The sequence below is a fragment of the Vibrio sp. 9-16B-A1 genome (genome assembly GCF_056726165.1).
On record NZ_JBSDZD010000003.1, the window covers coordinates 177742 to 194563 of the forward strand.

Here is a 16822-nt window from a genome sequence, read left to right on the forward strand (position 1 = left end):
CGATGAAAAAAGGGAACATGATGCGTCAGAAAATTAACCTTACCCTTGCCACAGATATTGAAGGGATGGGAGGCATTGCTTCGGTGCTGAATACTTACCGTTATTGCGGTTTCCTGCAGCGCAATAATGTCCGCCTTATTGCCACTCACTCCACCCGGTACCAGGCGAAAAGTCTGGCTGCTGTGGGGCTGTATTTGTGGGCACTGCTGAGGGTGACCGGATACCTGATGTTTTATCAGGTCGGCGTGGTACATATCCATGTGTCTGCCAGGGGAAGTTACAGTCGCAAGGCTCTTATGGTTCGTCTGGTAAAGCGTATGGGGGGGCGGGTCATATTACATCTTCACAGCGGAGGATTTCGGGATTTCTACGAAAAGCAGTGTAATGCGGATAAGCAGGCGCACATCCGGAAAACGTTTGAAATGGCGGATATCGTTATCGCTATTTCATCACAGTGGGCTGCGTGGCTGCAGAAGCTGCTTGGGCGCAGCGAACATGTTCGTCTGCTGTATAACTCAACCGCGGAGATCAAAACGGACCGTACAAATGCCGTTCCGGAAAACATCGTTTTTATGGGCAAACTCTGTCAGTTAAAAGGGGTAGAAGACCTGATTCAGGCTTATTCCCGGGTAAGGGAAGTGTATCCGCAGGCCCGTTTAAAACTTGCCGGTAACGGTCCGGCAGAACGTTATCAGGAATATGCCCGTCAGCTGTCAGTTGATGATGGCGTTGAGTTTCTTGGCTGGGTATCCGGAGAGGGGAAAAACAGGCTGCTTGAGAGTGCCGGTGTGTACTGTTTGCCCAGTTATCATGAAGGGTTCCCTAACGGTGTGATTGAGGCGATGTGTTGTGGTATTCCCGTAGTATCTACTCATGTGGGGGGGATCCCCGATGCTATTGGTCATGGTGAGCATGGTTTGCTGGTGGCACCGGGCGATGTTCAGGCACTGACCGATGCACTGCTGACGGCTTTGCTCTGTCAGCCAACACGCAACAGGATGGTGGCTTCGGCCAGAAAGAAATTCGAGCGGGCATTTCATCTGGATGCAGTGATCCCCCAGCTTGAGCTGATTTACCAGGAAGCCGCAGGAGACAAACAGGGATGATTCGGTCAGATACTATTGCTGCAGGGATATTGCGGGAGGCGGTTGCTCAGGACTTTGGTGGTTATGACCCGTTTGACGGGCTGAACAGCCGTCTGTTTGAGTGGTTTCCGGTTCTCAAAGACAGCGTGCTGGGTTTGGCCTGGATCCAGCTGTTTAAGCGCTCTCCGCTCAATCTTCGGCCGCTGTCGGGCGTTCCCAAAGGGCGCAATCCCAAAGGTGTCGCACTGTTTATTTTAGGGTTGCTGAACGATTACCAGCGAACCGGGCAGGCTCATTACCTCGAAACTGCGCTTCCGCTGGCAGACTGGCTTCTCGAACAGCGCTGCGATCGCGATATCTGGCAGAGCAGTTGCTGGGGCTATCACTTTGACTGGAAAGCACGCGCTTTTTTTGTTCCCAAAGGTAAGCCAAATATCATCACAACGATTTATGTTGCCAGGGCTTTGCTGGCTCTTGCATCTCAGGTTGATTCCTGTGATGCAAAGCAGGCCTGCAGGTATCGTATCGCCGCCTGTGAAGCCGCAGATTTCATCGTCAACAGTCTCTCCCATGAGCATGGTGGAAAGCCCTTTTTTGCCTACATTCCCGGAGAAAAGGCGTTTGTCCATAACGCCAGTCTGTGGGGCGCAGCATGGGTGGCAAAAATAGGTGCATTGACGGATAACCAGGATTATAAAACCCTGGCGATCAGGGTAGCTGAACACTCTGTTTCCTGTCAGGGCTGCGATGGCTCCTGGGTCTATGGTTCACGTCATCACCACCAGTTTATCGATGGGTTTCACACCGGATACAACCTGGAAGCTTTGCACATCATCCGGACAGAGCTCGGAACAAGCCAGTTTGATCAGGCCATTGATACCGGGCTGACCTACTACAGGGAGAAGCTGTTCGAGACAGACGGGACAGCCAGGTACTATCACAACAACCGTTATCCGCTGGACATGCATTCTGTGGCTCAGGCGGTGATCACTTTACAGGAAGTAGGCGGAACTCACAGTGACAGGCTGATGGCAGAGAAAGTTATCCGCCGCAGTATCCACTCTCTTTACCACCCCCGCAGGGGCAAATTTGTTTATCAGAAAAACAGGCTCTATACCAATCCGATCAACTACATGCGCTGGACTCAGGCCTGGATCTATTACTCGTTCACATTTTTTCATCTTCACACCCAACAAAGCTGAGCCCGACTATGCAAAGAATACAATTCCTGAACACCCCCATGGACAGTATGACCATGAGTGAAACCACCGGGTACATTGAAAAGCGGGTGCTGGCAGGCCGCTTTACCCAGCATGTGGTGGTGAATGTTGCCAAGATTGTTCACATGCAGACTGATCATGAGCTGGCCCGGTCAGTGACATCGTGCGACATCATTAACATCGATGGTATGGGGGTCGTATGGGGAGCCCGGTGGCTGGGACATGCCGTGCCGGAACGGGTGGCTGGTGTGGATCTATTTCATAACCTTCTGGCAATGAGTGCCCGTAACAAGCTGCCGGTTTTTTTGCTTGGCGCTACGGAAGAGGTCGTTGCCAAAACGGCGGCCGTAGTCAGCGGACAAAATCCCGGGCTGAACATTGCCGGCTTTCATCATGGTTATTTTTGGGATAACGAGCAGGAAGTGGTTGAGAAGATCCGGCAATCCGGAGCCAGGATGTTGTTTGTTGCCATTACTTCACCGAAAAAAGAGAACTTCATCAATCGCTGGAAAGAAGAGCTTGGCGTCAGTTTTGTTATGGGGGTGGGAGGCACCTTTGATGTAGTGGCCGGCAAAGTAAACCGCGCACCTTTGTGGATGCAGAACTATGGGCTGGAATGGCTCTACCGGGTTATTCAGGAGCCGGGAAGAATGTGGAAGCGTTACCTGGTATCCAATACCCGGTTTGCGCTGATGCTGATTAAGGAAAGGTTTTTACGGAAGCGATATGCACGCTAATAACACCCGTTCCGGTTTTCTGACAACGCTCGTATCACTCGCACTGCTGGTGATATGCGGGACAGTTATCTGCTACGCCGCACTGCAGATGCACCTGAGCCTGTATTCCAAGGCGCTCGATCACTCACTGGCACAGTACAGCGGGCTGGATAAGGGCGCAATCATACAACGCGCGGAGAATGACCTTCAGCTGGCGAAGCGAATTACGAGTTCACCACTGGCAAGGGGGTATCACCACAATCTGATAGCCCGTTTGCACAGCTGGCGTCACTACGCGACTCAGGCAGAAGACGCACCAAAGGAAATTGAACGTCACCTGAGGATGAGTATGACGAAAAGGCCAACATGGCCAAATACTTATGTTGAATATATTAACTATCAGCAGAGGGTGGGGGCTTTTCGTGAGGAGTTGTACGAAACCCTCGAGATTGCTCAGAGATTTGGTGCGCATGCGCATTCTGTAAAGCTGAAAGCGGTAAAACTGGATTTTGAAAACTGGCACTACCTTCTGCCGGAACAGAAAAAGCAGGCGGCTCTTAGTTTGCTGACAATGCATGACTACTGGCGAACCAGACCCCGGATAGAGCGGCTTATCAGCTACTCATCCGCGGGAGGAAGAATGTGTCATCTGCTTGGTTTTAATAATGTGAAAAGTAAAGCGTGTGAAAGGTTTGGAAATTAGTACCAGAGAGCCTGCTGACCGGATGATTGTACGGTGGGCAGTTTGGGGACTCAGTGTGTTACTGGCAGGGCTTTTGTCACTGTTTAAGTCAATAGGGTGGATGACAGAGTACATCCTTCAGGCAGAGCAGCTGTTGGGCAGCGATCTTTATTTACACATTTTGATCGCTTTTACCCTTGGTTTCCTGTCTCAGCGACTGGCACCTGACCGCATGCGGTTCAGTCGATTCAGAATAAGCTGGCTGCTGGTACCTCTTATGGTGCTGCTGGCCGGAGATGAGCTGGCTCAGTTGTTTATCAGCAGCCGGCAGTTTGCAGTGGCCGATTTAGTGGCCAACATTGGCGGGAGTGCAGTGGGCGCTGCAGCTGCCGGTGTTATGGATAAGATGAACGCTCAAAAAAGACAGTTTAGGTTGGATTAATGACCATCATGAACAGGGAGTAACACCATGAAAAAGAAAATAATACCAACTCTTATCGCAATGTCTCTTGGCCTGGGCTCGGCCGGAGCTTTGGCAGAGTTGACTGAGCAGCAGTCAGAGTTGCTGAAGCAATTGCAGGGAAACTATTTTCAGGAAAATATTCAGTCGCTGCTTTCTGCAAACCCTGAACTGGCAGCTTCTATTGTGGAGGCACTGGTGAAGTCAGATGCGGTTCCGGTAGCGGATCTGGTTAAAAGTGCTTTGGCTGTCGCCTTGGTTTCACCTGAGCTGATTATCCAGTCTGCGCTGGAGGCAAAGCCGTCGGCGGTATCTGAAATAGTACAGGCGGCGCTGACAGCTGAGGGTGTTTCCCCTGAAGTAGTGGTCCGAACTGCGATGGAGGTAGTTCCGGATGGAGTCAGTCAGATTGTGGAAGCTGCGCAGTCTGCTGGTTTAAGCAATGAGCTGGTTACTACGGCAGCTATCGAAACCGGTATCGACCCCACGTCTGTTGCGGAAGCGACGGCTGCAGGTCGTTCAGATGACGACGATGATGACCGGGATGATGATGATCAGGATGACGATGATGATCAGGATGATGACGATAACGATGATAATGACGAAGACGATGACTCAGAGCCCGGGGAAGATGATGAAGCGGGTGACGACGGGGAAGGCGGTGAAGATGTGGTTTCAGGAAACTGATTAACTGCAGCTGAAAGGCAGTGGGAACACGAATGATCAAACGGAAGTGATATGAAGCACGCTGAAAACCTGGCATTTATTCTTATGATCCTGCTTTTGATCTGGCTGCCGGTACCACTTGGCAGTAACCGTTCATGGGCGTGGGCTATCATGGAAGGCTGGATAGTCCTGCAAACCCTTCTGATCCTTGGGCATTATCAGGGAAGGTTGCCGCTGGAGCGGCTGAAGCCATATGGGCTGCTTCTTGGAGGGCTTGCCGTTTTTCAGCTCTGGGTTTTGCTTCAGATTGTACCTCTGCCATTGTCATGGCTGGCGCTTGTTTCTGAACAAAGTGCTGCGGTGTATCAGCTGACAGGGCTCTCATCCGGCTATCTGTCGCTGGAAAGACTCAGCACTGCCGGATCTCTGGTAAAAGGGATCTGTTACACCCTGTTTGTGTTTAATGCGGCTTTGCTGATCAACAGCAGGAAACGTCTGAAAACGGTTGTGCTGACGCTGATTATCAGCGGTACGCTTCAGGCGTTTTACGCCGCGCTTGTCGTGTTGCTCGACTTCCCCGAGAGCCTGTTGTTTGGCTATGAGGAAAAGGGCATCGCTACAGGCTCATTTGTGTATAAGAATCACCTTGCTAACTATCTGATGATGACCCTGTGTTTGGGGATCGGCTGGATTGTTTCCCATATGCACACCAGCAGTGCGGGTTCAGGAGTAAACAGTATGAAGCGATTACTGACCGGCGTTCTGAGTGGCAAAATGCTGGTCAGGCTGTGTTTGATCATCATGGTAGTCGCACTGGTGATGACGCGTTCAAGAATGGGAAACAGTGCGTTCTTTTTTGCGACGCTTGCCGGAGGATTGCTGGCACTGTTCCTTTACCGGGATCGCCCCCGCGCCCTGACGATATTAATTGTCAGTATTATTGCAGTGGATACCCTGGTGGTTGGCGCACTGTTCGGGCTTGAAAATGTATCTCAGCGGCTTGCGGAGACTTCACTTGCCGGGGAGTCCCGTGACCAGGTCGTACTCTGGGGGCTGGACATTATCCGGGATTACTTCTGGACAGGTACAGGGATGGCCACTTTCTATACTGTCTTTCCTGCGTACAGTCAGAGCAACATCGGTTTTTATGACCACGCCCATAATGATTACCTTCAGTTTGCTGCTGAGGCAGGGATCCCGGCAACGCTGTTGCTGGGGGCAGTTGTTCTGTTCTGTCTGCTCCGTGCAATCGGGACCATACGACGACGAAACAGTAAAACCATGAAAGGGATTGCCCTTGGGAGTGTGATGGCTATCCTAGGGATGTTGCTGCACATTTCGGTCGATTTTCAGTTGCAGCCATCAGCTAATGCGCTGACATTTATTCTTATCCTCTTTCTGGCTAATGCTACGGCGCACCTTCCGGCTGTTTCGCGTGTGGACGCCGACTGCACAGCCAGGGGGTGAGAGGTGTTTCAGCGTATTCTTATTGTTTGTTCAGGAAACATCTGCCGTTCACCGATGGCGGAGGCACTGTTTCTCAAATATCTTCCGGAGCTTGAAACAGAGTCTGCCGGGCTTATTGTTGATGAAAGCGGATTAACCGGTCATCCGGCTGACAGTAATTCTGTTGCTGTTGCCGCTCAGTATGGTCTGGATATTCGTGCTCACAGGGCCAGACAACTGACTACGGAACTGGCACAACGGTTTGACCTGATCCTGGTGATGACACATGACCATTGCGCTCAGGTTGCCAGGGTGGTGCCGGAGGCCAGGGGAAAAACGATTCCTGTTGGACAGTGGATAAATCATGGTCATGTTGAAGATCCGATAGGGGAATCCATTGACCGTTTTAAATGTTGTTTTCAGCTTCTGGAACGCGCGGTAAAGAGCTGGGAAAAACGGCTGATCTGCGAGCAGGTGTAAGACTGCGATTTGGGGGCGTCTGGCAGGAAGAGTGAGGCCGCGGATGCTGCCGCGGCCTTATACCGTTACAGCTGAGCAGCCGGACTGGCCTGGCTGTCAGTCTCTTTGCTTAAAGCCTGCTTTTTTTCAAAGCGGGATATCCACCAGTACGCCAGGGCACTGAACACCGCGGTCATAAATACGTTGATAAAGAACGCTTTAACCAGGTCGACACCGGTCGGGAACGCGGAGGCTGTCATACTGACGACGAAGATAAGGATCAGCATGGATACCACGCCCATACCAAAGCCCCGTGAGCCCATGCGGAAGTCACGCGGGGTATCGTCGTGTTTCCAGCGGAAGACGAAGTAGGCCACCATGATAAAGATAGGTGGCAGCATCGCGGTACCAGCGGTCAGGTTGATGGCGGTGTTCATCATCTCCTGAACGGACTCAGAGCCAAAGCCGTTGACGATTAGCATGACGAACACAAACGCAAACTGCCACCAGGCCGCGCGCACCGGCACGCCATGTTCATTGAGTTCGGTGGTTTTCTTGCCGTAAACGCCCTGAGGGATCTCTGAGAAGTGGATTTTTACCGGCGCAGCAGTCCACATCATCATAGAGCCGAACATGGCGATAAACAGGATGATCCCGACAAAGCGCCCGACCAGCGTCTGGGATACTTCGAAGTAGGTCGCCATACCGGTAAAGATCTCGACCATACCGCCTGCGTAAGTCAGATCCTCACTGGCGACAAACACGTTGACCAGCAGTGAGCCGACAGCGTACATACCGCCGATCAGAACGCCGGCTGCGATGATCACTTTGATAAAGGATTTTTGGCCGCCTTTCACATCATTCAGGTAGGCCGCTGCGGTTTCTGCGCCGCCTGCCGCCTGGAAGATCCAGCACATAATGCCAAGAGTCGCCCAGTTGATGGTCGGGGTCATAGCCTCCATGGTGATTGGCTGAGCCGGGGTATGGTCACCGCCCAGCGCCATCAGCGCGCCGAGCACATAGATACCAAACAGGGCAAATACGCCGTAGGCGACGATTTCAGAGATCTTGCCAAGCCAGCTTGCGCCTTTGGTGGAGATATGGGTCGCGGCAGCAAACAGCACAATGGAAATAACCGATGTGACCATAGGTGAAAAGTTGTATTCGTAGCCCAGCATCGCGTAAGACGCATAGGCAATAACGTTCGGCAGCAGGGAGACGAACCAGAACAGGTTTACGAACCAGTAAAGGAATGAGCCCAAATAGGCAGACCTGGTGCCAAGCGGTTTTTTCAGCCAGTCGTACATTCCCGATTCTGAGTCTTTATTGGCCGAGACAAACTCAGCGATAATAAACACGAACGGAATAAAGTAGACAACGGTTGCCAGCAAAAAGATGGGTGCTGAGCTCAGGCCCAGCTCGATGTTGTTGTTGACTATGTTGCGGACGTTAAAGACCGCCGCAAAGGTCATCGACAGCAGGGCAAATTTGCCAATGGTGCCGCGCATGGAATCAGACATGGTGTCCTCCGGTGAATCACGTCAATTATAGTGCCATCCCGGCATTCCGGTCCGGGATGTATGTCTTGTGTTCGGGCAGGAATCCCCCTGCCCAGGGTTGCTGACTAACGTTGTTTAACTGGTTTGGATATGCGCATGATTTAAATCAGTGGATACTTAATCAGACGCTCACCCCTGGCGTGGCTTCTTTGAGCCGCTCATCTTTGCTCAGGGATTTCTCGTACTGGCTGTACTTCCACCAGGCAAAGCCAAGGAAGATCACGATGCCGCCCACGTTGTAGAACAGGATGGTCATGATGTCCGCGCCGGTCGGGAAGGTTGAGGCCAGAAAGCCCACGGTGAAGATGGCGATAAGTACCGAGACAGCGGCAATACCAAAGCCGCGTGAACCCATCACAAAGTCACGCTTCAGGTGATCCAGTTTCAGGCGCAGGTTCAGGTAAGCGAGCATGATAAACAGCGGTGGCAGCATCGACGCCGCAGCGGTCATGTTGATTACGGTGTTCATCAGATCCTGCGCTGTGTTTGAACCCAGAGTCGGGATGATCATCAGCGGGATAACAATCAGGAACTGAATCCAGGCCGCGCGAGCCGGTACCCCGTTCTCGTTGAGCTCGACGGTTTTCTTACCGAAGATCCCGGCCGGGATTTCAGAGAAGAAGATTTTTACCGGAGTCGCAGTCCACATCAGCAGTGAGCCGAACATTGCGGTGAAAGAGACCAGGCCGACAAAGCGGTTCATCATGATTTCAGGCAGACCAAAGTACGCTGCCAGACCCTCAAATACCTGCACTGAGCCGCCGGTGTATTTCAGTTCTTCTGCCGGTACAAATACGTTGATCAGTACCGAAGCGACTGAGTAGAGCACGCCGATAAAAATACCCGCCAGGATGATGACTTTGACAAACGATTTGGAGCCGCCTTTTACGTCGTTAACGTATACCGCGACCGATTCCGCACCGCCTGCCGCCATAAAGATCCAGGTGGTAATACCGAGGAATGCCCAGCTGAACTCAGGGATCATCGCATCAACTGTGATCGGGTCTGCCGGTTGCACGCCACCGACCAGCGCAGCGCCGGAAAGCAGAATGTAAGACAGGGTGAGCAGCAGCATCAGCGAAGAGGTCACCGAGGTGATTGGCCCCAGCATTTTGGCACCGTTGGTCGACACGTAAGTGGCAAACGCAAACAGCACCATGCTCAGCGCTGTGGTGGCAAACGGGGTCAGGATGTATTCGTAGCCCAGGAACGCGTACGAGGCGTAAGCGATAACCCGCGGCAGCAGCGAAGTGAAGAAGAACAGGTTTACAAACCAGTAGGTGTAGGCAGAAATAAACGCCCAGCGCCCGCCGAGTGAGCTCTTCACCCAGGCGTAGACGCCGGCTTCGGAGTTTTTGTTCAGCGAGACGAACTCAGCGATGATGAGGCAAAACGGGATAAAGTAGAAAATGGTCGCCAGGAAGAACATAGGTGCCGAGGCGAGGCCAATCTCGATGTTGTTATTTATCACGTTGTTAAAGCTGAATACGGCAGCAAAGGTCAGTGACAGCAGACCGAACTTACCTATCGTATTACGTTTTGAATCAGACATTTATCTGTCTCCGGTGAATCACGTTTGGAATCGTAGGGGAGGGGCATACGCGCGGCGTTGCCCCTCTGTTGTTTTTATTTATTCAGGAAATAGCCGTCTTCAATGGTGACTTTAAGGACCACCTTGCGGACCTCGCCATCCCCGTGAAAACGATACGCCTTGTTGTTTTCAAATATCGCCACCTGACCTTCGCAAAGCTGGTGGACGTCACCTTTGCCGCTCAGGTACTCGCGGTCGGTTTCGTTCTGATAGGCTTTGGCTGTGGTCAGTCCGGATTTCTCCGCCACTTCCACGCTTTCACGCCCTTCCAGGTAGTAGTGCACGTCGAAGTAACGGCGGTTACCTTCAAACAGCTCGTTTGCTGCTGTGGTGCCGCTTTCAATCATGTACACCAGGGAATCACCGATGGAGTGCATAACGCCGTCGCGGATGTTGCCAATATTCTCAATGGCTTCTACGCAGCGGTTCCATTTGCGGCCTTCACGGTATACCTGTTTGAATTGCTCTAAGCTCTCTAGCACGATCATGGATTACGCCTCGTTTTCTGAAGTTGGGGTGAAAAAGCCGTGGCCGAAGCTGTGGCCTGCCATCGCCTGGGCGCTGCAATCCCCTGCCTGAAGTGGCATCAGGGTCAGGCCGTAGCGGAAGCGGTCCATATACACCCGGTAGGTATCGAGCACTTCGCTGCCCCAGGAGTTGGAGCCGAGACCCATTACCTGATGGTCCAGGTTGAGGGTGATATAGCCGCTCTTTTCCAGCTCATTGGTGTGCTGCGCTTCATGCAGGTTCTGACTGGTGTAGAACCAGGCGCTGAAGTTGATCTCCTGCTGCGGTTTCACCAGAAGTCCGCAGCCACTGCGGTCAGTCAGTGCTGCCCAGCGTACGTGCTGACGGTTGCCGTTGTTCTGCGGGAACGGGTAGTTCTCAAACATCCCAGCGACGGTCGAGTGGTAGATATCGATAAGGTTGGCCTGCTGGCTGTCCTGGTAGTTCTCTTCCGGGCCGCGGCCGTAGTAGCTTACCTGGTCAAACTCCGCTTTGATGCCAAGGTCCAGTCCGATAACCGGGATAACGTGCGGATAGTCACCGTAGCGCTCGCCGCTCAGTTCGATATTGAGCTGACCTTCGGCTCCGATCTGGTAGCGGTAGGTACAGCGCATACCAAAATCAAATACCGGCGGAGCAATAATGCTGGTGGTGGTGATTTCAACCGTGCCATCTTTCTCACTCACATCAAGCGTGCGGAAGTGCTCCTGCATGATTTGCAGGTGCGCCGGCTCCCAGAGGCCTTCGTGTTCCTGCTTGTGGTTGTCCACCATAGGTTTGAAGAAGTTCAGCTTTGGCTCAGAGGCAATCATCTCTTCACCGTTAACCCGCCATGAGGTCAGCTTGCCGCTCACTTTGGAGAAGGTCAGGGCAAAGTTGTGGCCGGTAATACGGTGCTCAAGGCGGCTCTCTTCCAGCGCCAGCGCGGTTGCGTTGTGGTTAACCAGCTCAGGCTGCTCAGCACTGTTCTCTTTCAGCCGGAACTGATAAACCGCGATATCGTGATTAGCCTCGCTGTACGGGGTGCGGCTGTCTTTGCGCACGGTAAAGTTGATAAAGGTTTCGCGGCCATCGAGCTCAGGCAGTTCAACGCTGAACTCACGCTCACTGTTCGCCGCCAGCGCTTTGGCTTTGAGCGGCAATGAGGCCAGAGTTTCTCCCTCTGCGCGCACTTCAGCGGTAATGGTGTAGTCATCCAGGTTGCTGAACCAGAGCCTGTTTTCGATGATAAAGCGGCCTTTTTCGGCGTCGCAGGCGCGGATCTTCACCGGCGCGATCACCTGTTTGTACTCTTTCAGGCCCGGGCCCGGAGTCTGGTCTGAATAGACGAGGCCATCCATGCAGAAGTTGTAGTTGTTCGGGTAATCCCCGTAGTCACCACCGTACTTGTAGAACTCTTCGCCGTTTTCATCCCTGGCCAGGATGCCGTGGTCGCACCATTCCCACACAAAGTGCCCCTGAATATGGTCATGTTTGTAGAACACGTTCTGGTACTCGGTCAGGCCACCAGGGCCGTTACCCATCGCGTGAGCGTATTCACAGATGATGCGCGGTTTCTCGTGCGGGTGTTCGCCAAAGTAGTTCATCAGCTGTGCACGTGAGTACATGGTGGAGATCACGTCCACCACTTCGGCGTCGCGGTCTTCTTCGTAGTGCACTTGGCGGGTGTCGTCGATTGCTTTGGTTGCCTCGTACATAGAGCGGATGTTGCAGCCGTAGCCGGACTCGTTACCCAGTGACCACATGATGATGGACGGGTGGTTTTTCTGCGCGTGTACATGGCGTTCGGCGCGCTCAACAAATACCGCTTCCCAAGCCGGATCGTTGGTGATGCGGCTGAGGTCACCCACATTGGCAAAACCGTGGGTTTCTACGTCGGTTTCTGCCATTACGAACAGGCCGTAGATATCACACAGTTCGTAGAAGCGTGGGTCGTTCGGGTAGTGAGCGGTACGCACTGAGTTGATGTTGTGCTGCTTCATCAGGAGCAGGTCTTTCTCTACCCGGTCCATACCCACGGCACGGCCTTTGATATGGTCGTTGTCGTGGCGGTTAACGCCATGCAGCATCACGTACTGGTTGTTGATATAGAAAAGGCCATCGCGAACTTTAATGTCGCGGAAACCGACCCGCTGTGGAATGACTTCCACAGTTCTGCCCTGAGAATCCTTCAGGGTGATCAGCAGCTGATAGAGGTGCGGAGATTCTGCGTTCCACTGTTTTGGTTGCACCACATCAATGGCAAAACGGGTTTTGGTGTCGTTGTCGAAGGTCAGTCTGTCTGTGCTGCCCTGCGCCACCACCTGCTCGCTGTCCAGCAGGGTGTATTCGATTTGATAGCCGCTGGCCTGAAGCTCACTCAGGTTCTCCAGCGCTACTTCACATGAGAGGGTCGCGCTCTGGTAATCAGCGGCAAAGTCGGTGCGTACGGTCAGGTCCTGAACGTGTACCGGCTCTTTACCTACCAGGTAGACGTCACGGAAGATCCCCGCGGTCCACCACATATCCTGGTCTTCGATATAGGTCGAATCGGCCCACTGCATGACACGCACAGAGAGCAGGTTTTCACCCTGACTGACGTATTGGCTGATATCGAACTCGGCGGTCAGGCGGCTGCCTTTGCTGAAGCCCGCGTAGTGGCCGTTTACGTAAACCTCAAAGTAGGTTTCGACGCCATCAAACTTGATGATGGTCTGCTTGTCCTGCCACTGGTCACTCAGGGTGAACGTGCGCTGGTAAGCCCCGGTTGGGTTATCGGTTGGGACAAACGGTACGTCGATTGGGAAGGGGAATCCTTCGTCGGTGTATTGCAGTTCACCGTGGCCTTCCATCTGCCACATATTTGGTACGGTGATCTGTCCCCAGCCGGACATTGGCTGAGAGTAAAATTCTTCTGGTACCAGCAGTGGGTTGGTGAAGTAGTTAAACTGCCACTGGCCGCTGAGCAGCAGGTAATGGCTGCTCAGTTCACGTTGAAAGGTTTTGGCGCGCTCGGCGCTGTCATAAGAGAAGAAGTAAGCACGGGGTGCCATACGGTTCTCATGTAAGTGCAGGAAGTTTTCCCAGTTGTTCACGATGCCTCCCGAAGCGGGTGTTTGTAATATGGGAATGAGTTTAGTAAAACTTTTACTAAAATAGATCGGTAAAAAATGTTTATCTTTAACCCGATCACGCTTTTACCCTGGCTGACAGAGAAAGCTGTGATCCGGGCGATAAAACGGAGATTAACTGGGGGAAGGTTTGTGTTTGGTGAAGCGGAGGCGTAAAAAAACGCTGCCAGGGCAGCGTTATTGAACAGCGGAATGCCTTATACAGAAAGGCTCAGCGGGTGGTACCGCGCAGCTTGAGTTTACTCGGCACATAGACCTGCAGTGGCAGTGCCCGGCCATCGCGGGCCTTTTCTGTCAAGAGGTTAACTCCCTGAATTCCCATCATTTCTGAATGAATCCGAACCGTAGACAGAGACGGGAACGTAAACTTGGCGGTCGGAATATCGTTAACGCTGATAAGAGCAATATCGTCAGGAATACTCAGTCCCTGCTCATGTATAGCCCTCAGTACCCCGATAGCGATTGAGTCAGAGGCGATAAAAAGCGCCCCAGGATGGTCGCCTTTGCTCAGCATCTCTCTTGCAAGGTCATAACCGGATGAACTGGTAAAATCACCACGGTAGATATCACCGGCAGACACTACGCCTTTCAGTTGTCCGTATTCGGCGAAGGCCAGCTCGCGGATATCGGGTTTATTGGGCTCATCCTGCCCACCGATAAAGCCGATGCGCTCATAGCCCTGGCCGATAAAGAAGTCGGTGATCTCTTTACTGATCCGCGCAAGGTCAATGTCTACTGAGTCAAAGCGGGCGTCCTTATCGCTGAAATCCACATAGCAGATATTGTCGGTTTTCTTCAGCAGTTGGGTGACCACGCTGGCCGGGCTGCGCCCTACCATGAGCGCGCCGCTGACTTTACCTTCCAGTGCATCCAGATCACTGTCGTAGCAGTTGGTCAGCTCGATACCGAGCTTGTCACACTGGGTTTCGATGCCATGGCGGATCGAGAGGTAGTAAGGGTCGTTTACTTCTGCTTCCTGCCTGTAGTTGTACACCGCGACAAAGTGGTGCTGCTGTTTGCGCTCGGTGGTTTGCTTCCGGGCGCTGCTGGTGCGGTACTCCAGCTTTTCCGCGATTTCGAGAATGCGGTGCTTGGTCTCTTCTTTTACGCTCAGCGTCGGGTCATCGTTCAGTACCCGGGATACCGTCGCCAGCGAAACGCCTGCGGCGGTTGCGATATCTTTCAGTGTTGCCATACGGTTCGCTTTCCTTTGGCGTGACTCACCATCCTGATGAGTGTTGGATCTATAACTGCCCTGATTGTAAACAATTCAGTGATAAATGGGGTGTTTTTTACTAAAAAAAGTGCTGCAAAATTTAACTGTCTCTCAATGCGGGAGCAGAGGGCGGGCAGAGTCCGGTAAATGACTCATCGCTCAAAAATGCGATCCCGGCCACTTTTTATCCGGCTAAAAGTTGTTAACTTGCATTTTTACTAAAATTTTTACCAAAAGGATATATCAGATGGAAATCATTGCCTATTCAGATTTTGCCAAACTGGAAATCAGAACCGGGAAAATCATCGAAGTTGCCCGTCATGAGAATGCGGACAAACTCTATATAGTGCAGATCGATGTTGGCGAACGTACTCTTCAGACCGTCACCAGCCTGGTGCCGTACTACACAGAAGAGGAACTGATGGGCAAACAGGTCGTGGTACTGTGCAACCTGGCAAAAGCCAAAATGCGTGGTGAAACCTCTGAATGCATGCTGCTTTGCGCTGAAACCGACGACGAGTCTGAAAGCGTACTGCTGACACCTGAGCGCGCGATGGCACCGGGTGTAAGGATCGTATAAGCCGTTCAGTTCAGCAGGAGATAAATAACACCGTCAGAATCCGGCTGTCCGGTATGTACAAAAATAAGTCCTCCCCCTTCTGCAAGGAGGAGTCAGAGGGGGGCCACAGTGATCACCTTCCTACGGTTTGCCCTAAACGACCAGCAGTATCACAGGACGTGACCTGCCTTGCGTCCTGCTTTTACTCCGGATGCTACAGTTCAGTATCAGCCACTCTTCTGGCGCTCTGATTAACCGGGGGCAACATGGAATATATCTCACTGACCAAATCCACTATCGAACATGAACATATCTGCTGTGCTTTTTCAGACAAGAAATGCATTGCCGGGTACGAAGCCAAAAAGCAGTGGTTGTCCGGTGAGTTTGAGCATGGTTACGTATTTGAGCGGCTGGACGAAAGGGCCAAAGTCTTTATTGAGTATGGCCCCGCCGAGAGTGCCTGGCTGCCGATAGAAGCAAAAGAGTGCCTGGCGCTGGGCTGCTTTTGGGTATCCGGCAAATACAAAGGGAATGGGCATGGAAAGGAACTTTTAAGCAGAGCCAGGCTGGCGGCTGAAAAGCTGGGTAAGCGCGGGCTGGTAACCGTGGTTGGAAAAAAGAAAAAACACTTTATGAGCGATACCAAATGGCTCATGAGGCAGGGCTTTGAGATTTGCGACAGCGCGCCCAATGACTTTGTGTTGCTTTACCTGCCGTTGGTGGATGACGAATACAAACCGGCTTTTTTACCCCACATACAAACCCCGCAAGTCGATGCAGACGGCTGTGTTGTTTACTACTCCAACCGATGCCCGTTTACTGAGTATCACGTCAGAGAGTCACTGACAGAAAGCTGTAATAAACGGGGCATTCCTCTGAAAGTCATTAAGCTTGAAACCGCGACCCAGGCGCAAAATTGCCCGTCACCTGCCACCATCTTCAGCCTTTACTTCAACGGTGACTTTATTACTACTGACGTGAGTGCCTGTATGGACAGCCGGTTTGATAAGTTTGTTACTGTGAGCACAACATAGGCGCTTGATATCTGGCAAATTCTGTATTTCATTACCCATATCCAAAGGTCACCCATGAAACAGAACATCGTCCATATCGCGCTGGTCGTCAGAGACTACGATGAAGCGATAGATTTCTATGTAAACAAGCTTCAGTTTGAACTTATCGAAGATACTTATCAGCCGGAGCAGGATAAGCGCTGGGTAGTGGTGGCACCGCCAAACTCACACGGCGTAACTTTGCTGCTGGCAAAAGCATCCAAGCCTGAGCAACTGGACTTTATCGGTAACCAGGCGGGAGGAAGGGTGTTCCTTTTCCTCAACACCGATGACTTCTGGCGTGATTATGAGCGTATGAAATCCCTGGGTATTAAGTTTGTACGTGAGCCAAAAGAGCAGGATTACGGAACGGTGGCGGTGTTTGAAGATCTGTATGGCAACCTGTGGGACCTGCTTCAGCTGAATCCTGACCATCCTATGGCAAAACGATAGTCAGACATTAGAGTAGCCGGGAAGTGCTTCATCCCGGCCTG

Annotated in this window: 16 protein-coding genes; 11 read left to right on the forward strand and 5 right to left on the reverse strand. The window is 52.3% G+C overall.

Features of this window, described 5'->3' with window-relative positions:
- Positions 1–2 precede the first annotated feature (2 nt).
- The 8 genes from ACVB80_RS06840 to ACVB80_RS06875 are packed head-to-tail and all read left to right on the forward strand — an operon-like array spanning position 3 to position 6755.
- The gene (locus ACVB80_RS06840) at positions 3–1106 is read left to right on the forward strand and encodes a glycosyltransferase family 4 protein (protein WP_481080532.1); all 1104 of its coding nucleotides are present in this window, start codon (positions 3–5) and stop codon (positions 1104–1106) included.
- Complete coding sequence (locus ACVB80_RS06845) at positions 1106–2287, forward strand: aspartate-semialdehyde dehydrogenase (RefSeq protein ID WP_481080772.1); 1182 nt, start codon at positions 1106–1108, stop codon at positions 2285–2287. The genes ACVB80_RS06840 and ACVB80_RS06845 overlap by 1 nt, the downstream gene beginning before the upstream one ends.
- A gap of 8 nt (positions 2288–2295) precedes the next feature.
- Positions 2296–3042, forward strand: a complete 747-nt coding sequence (locus tag ACVB80_RS06850) for a WecB/TagA/CpsF family glycosyltransferase (RefSeq protein ID WP_481080533.1) — start codon at positions 2296–2298, stop codon at positions 3040–3042.
- Entirely contained in the window at positions 3032–3724 is a 693-nt protein-coding gene (locus ACVB80_RS06855; protein ID WP_481080534.1) for a hypothetical protein, read from the forward strand. Before ACVB80_RS06850 ends, ACVB80_RS06855 begins: the two co-directional genes overlap by 11 nt.
- 22 nt (positions 3725–3746) lie before the next feature.
- Positions 3747–4145 carry a VanZ family protein gene (locus tag ACVB80_RS06860; protein WP_481080535.1) on the forward strand — a complete coding sequence of 133 codons (399 nt, stop codon included), beginning with the start codon at positions 3747–3749 and terminating at the stop codon, positions 4143–4145.
- A gap of 27 nt (positions 4146–4172) precedes the next feature.
- The gene (locus ACVB80_RS06865; protein ID WP_481080536.1) at positions 4173–4850 is read left to right on the forward strand and encodes a hypothetical protein; all 678 of its coding nucleotides are present in this window, start codon (positions 4173–4175) and stop codon (positions 4848–4850) included.
- A gap of 51 nt (positions 4851–4901) precedes the next feature.
- Positions 4902–6296, forward strand: a complete 1395-nt coding sequence (locus ACVB80_RS06870) for an O-antigen ligase family protein (RefSeq protein WP_481080537.1) — start codon at positions 4902–4904, stop codon at positions 6294–6296.
- Between the two features lie 3 nt (positions 6297–6299).
- The gene (locus ACVB80_RS06875; RefSeq protein ID WP_481080538.1) at positions 6300–6755 is read left to right on the forward strand and encodes a low molecular weight protein-tyrosine-phosphatase; all 456 of its coding nucleotides are present in this window, start codon (positions 6300–6302) and stop codon (positions 6753–6755) included.
- A gap of 65 nt (positions 6756–6820) precedes the next feature.
- Here the strand turns inward: ACVB80_RS06875 and ACVB80_RS06880 are convergent, their stop codons facing one another.
- The 5 genes from ACVB80_RS06880 to ebgR form a co-directional block, all read right to left on the reverse strand.
- On the reverse strand, positions 6821–8254 hold the full coding sequence (locus ACVB80_RS06880; RefSeq protein WP_481080539.1) for an amino acid permease: 1434 nt from the start codon (positions 8252–8254) through the stop codon (positions 6821–6823).
- 160 nt (positions 8255–8414) lie between these two features.
- On the reverse strand, positions 8415–9845 hold the full coding sequence (locus ACVB80_RS06885) for an amino acid permease (RefSeq protein ID WP_481080540.1): 1431 nt from the start codon (positions 9843–9845) through the stop codon (positions 8415–8417).
- A 74-nt stretch (positions 9846–9919) separates the two neighbouring features.
- The gene (locus ACVB80_RS06890) at positions 9920–10372 is read right to left on the reverse strand and encodes a beta-galactosidase subunit beta (RefSeq protein ID WP_481080541.1); all 453 of its coding nucleotides are present in this window, start codon (positions 10370–10372) and stop codon (positions 9920–9922) included.
- Positions 10373–10375: 3 nt separating this feature from the next.
- Positions 10376–13465, reverse strand: a complete 3090-nt coding sequence (gene ebgA, locus ACVB80_RS06895) for a beta-galactosidase subunit alpha (RefSeq protein ID WP_481080542.1) — start codon at positions 13463–13465, stop codon at positions 10376–10378.
- Positions 13466–13712: 247 nt separating this feature from the next.
- Positions 13713–14696: a transcriptional regulator EbgR gene (ebgR, locus tag ACVB80_RS06900; protein WP_481080543.1), complete on the reverse strand. Its 984-nt coding sequence runs from the start codon at positions 14694–14696 to the stop codon at positions 13713–13715.
- A gap of 268 nt (positions 14697–14964) precedes the next feature.
- Here ebgR and ACVB80_RS06905 point away from each other — a divergent pair, with 268 nt between their 5' ends.
- The 3 genes from ACVB80_RS06905 to ACVB80_RS06915 all read left to right on the forward strand — a co-directional run bounded on the left by ACVB80_RS06905 (position 14965) and on the right by ACVB80_RS06915 (position 16781).
- Positions 14965–15297: a tRNA-binding protein gene (locus ACVB80_RS06905; protein WP_481080544.1), complete on the forward strand. Its 333-nt coding sequence runs from the start codon at positions 14965–14967 to the stop codon at positions 15295–15297.
- 245 nt (positions 15298–15542) lie between these two features.
- Positions 15543–16310: a YoaP domain-containing protein gene (locus tag ACVB80_RS06910; protein WP_481080545.1), complete on the forward strand. Its 768-nt coding sequence runs from the start codon at positions 15543–15545 to the stop codon at positions 16308–16310.
- Positions 16311–16364: 54 nt separating this feature from the next.
- Positions 16365–16781 (forward strand): VOC family protein, encoded by a 417-nt coding sequence (locus ACVB80_RS06915; RefSeq protein ID WP_481080546.1) that lies wholly within the window; start codon positions 16365–16367, stop codon positions 16779–16781.
- Positions 16782–16822 lie beyond the last annotated feature (41 nt).

Coding starts and splice junctions, on each gene's coding strand:
- ACVB80_RS06910 (WP_481080545.1), top strand. CDS start 15,543: ATGGAATATATCTCACTGACCAAATCCACTATCGAACATGAACATATC.
- ACVB80_RS06905 (WP_481080544.1), top strand. CDS start 14,965: ATGGAAATCATTGCCTATTCAGATTTTGCCAAACTGGAAATCAGAACC.
- ACVB80_RS06850 (WP_481080533.1), top strand. CDS start 2,296: ATGCAAAGAATACAATTCCTGAACACCCCCATGGACAGTATGACCATG.
- ACVB80_RS06860 (WP_481080535.1), top strand. CDS start 3,747: ATGATTGTACGGTGGGCAGTTTGGGGACTCAGTGTGTTACTGGCAGGG.
- ACVB80_RS06840 (WP_481080532.1), top strand. CDS start 3: ATGAAAAAAGGGAACATGATGCGTCAGAAAATTAACCTTACCCTTGCC.
- ebgR (WP_481080543.1), bottom strand. CDS start 14,696: ATGGCAACACTGAAAGATATCGCAACCGCCGCAGGCGTTTCGCTGGCG.
- ACVB80_RS06890 (WP_481080541.1), bottom strand. CDS start 10,372: ATGATCGTGCTAGAGAGCTTAGAGCAATTCAAACAGGTATACCGTGAA.
- ACVB80_RS06870 (WP_481080537.1), top strand. CDS start 4,902: ATGAAGCACGCTGAAAACCTGGCATTTATTCTTATGATCCTGCTTTTG.
- ACVB80_RS06855 (WP_481080534.1), top strand. CDS start 3,032: ATGCACGCTAATAACACCCGTTCCGGTTTTCTGACAACGCTCGTATCA.
- ACVB80_RS06885 (WP_481080540.1), bottom strand. CDS start 9,845: ATGTCTGATTCAAAACGTAATACGATAGGTAAGTTCGGTCTGCTGTCA.
- ACVB80_RS06880 (WP_481080539.1), bottom strand. CDS start 8,254: ATGTCTGATTCCATGCGCGGCACCATTGGCAAATTTGCCCTGCTGTCG.
- ACVB80_RS06915 (WP_481080546.1), top strand. CDS start 16,365: ATGAAACAGAACATCGTCCATATCGCGCTGGTCGTCAGAGACTACGAT.
- ACVB80_RS06865 (WP_481080536.1), top strand. CDS start 4,173: ATGAAAAAGAAAATAATACCAACTCTTATCGCAATGTCTCTTGGCCTG.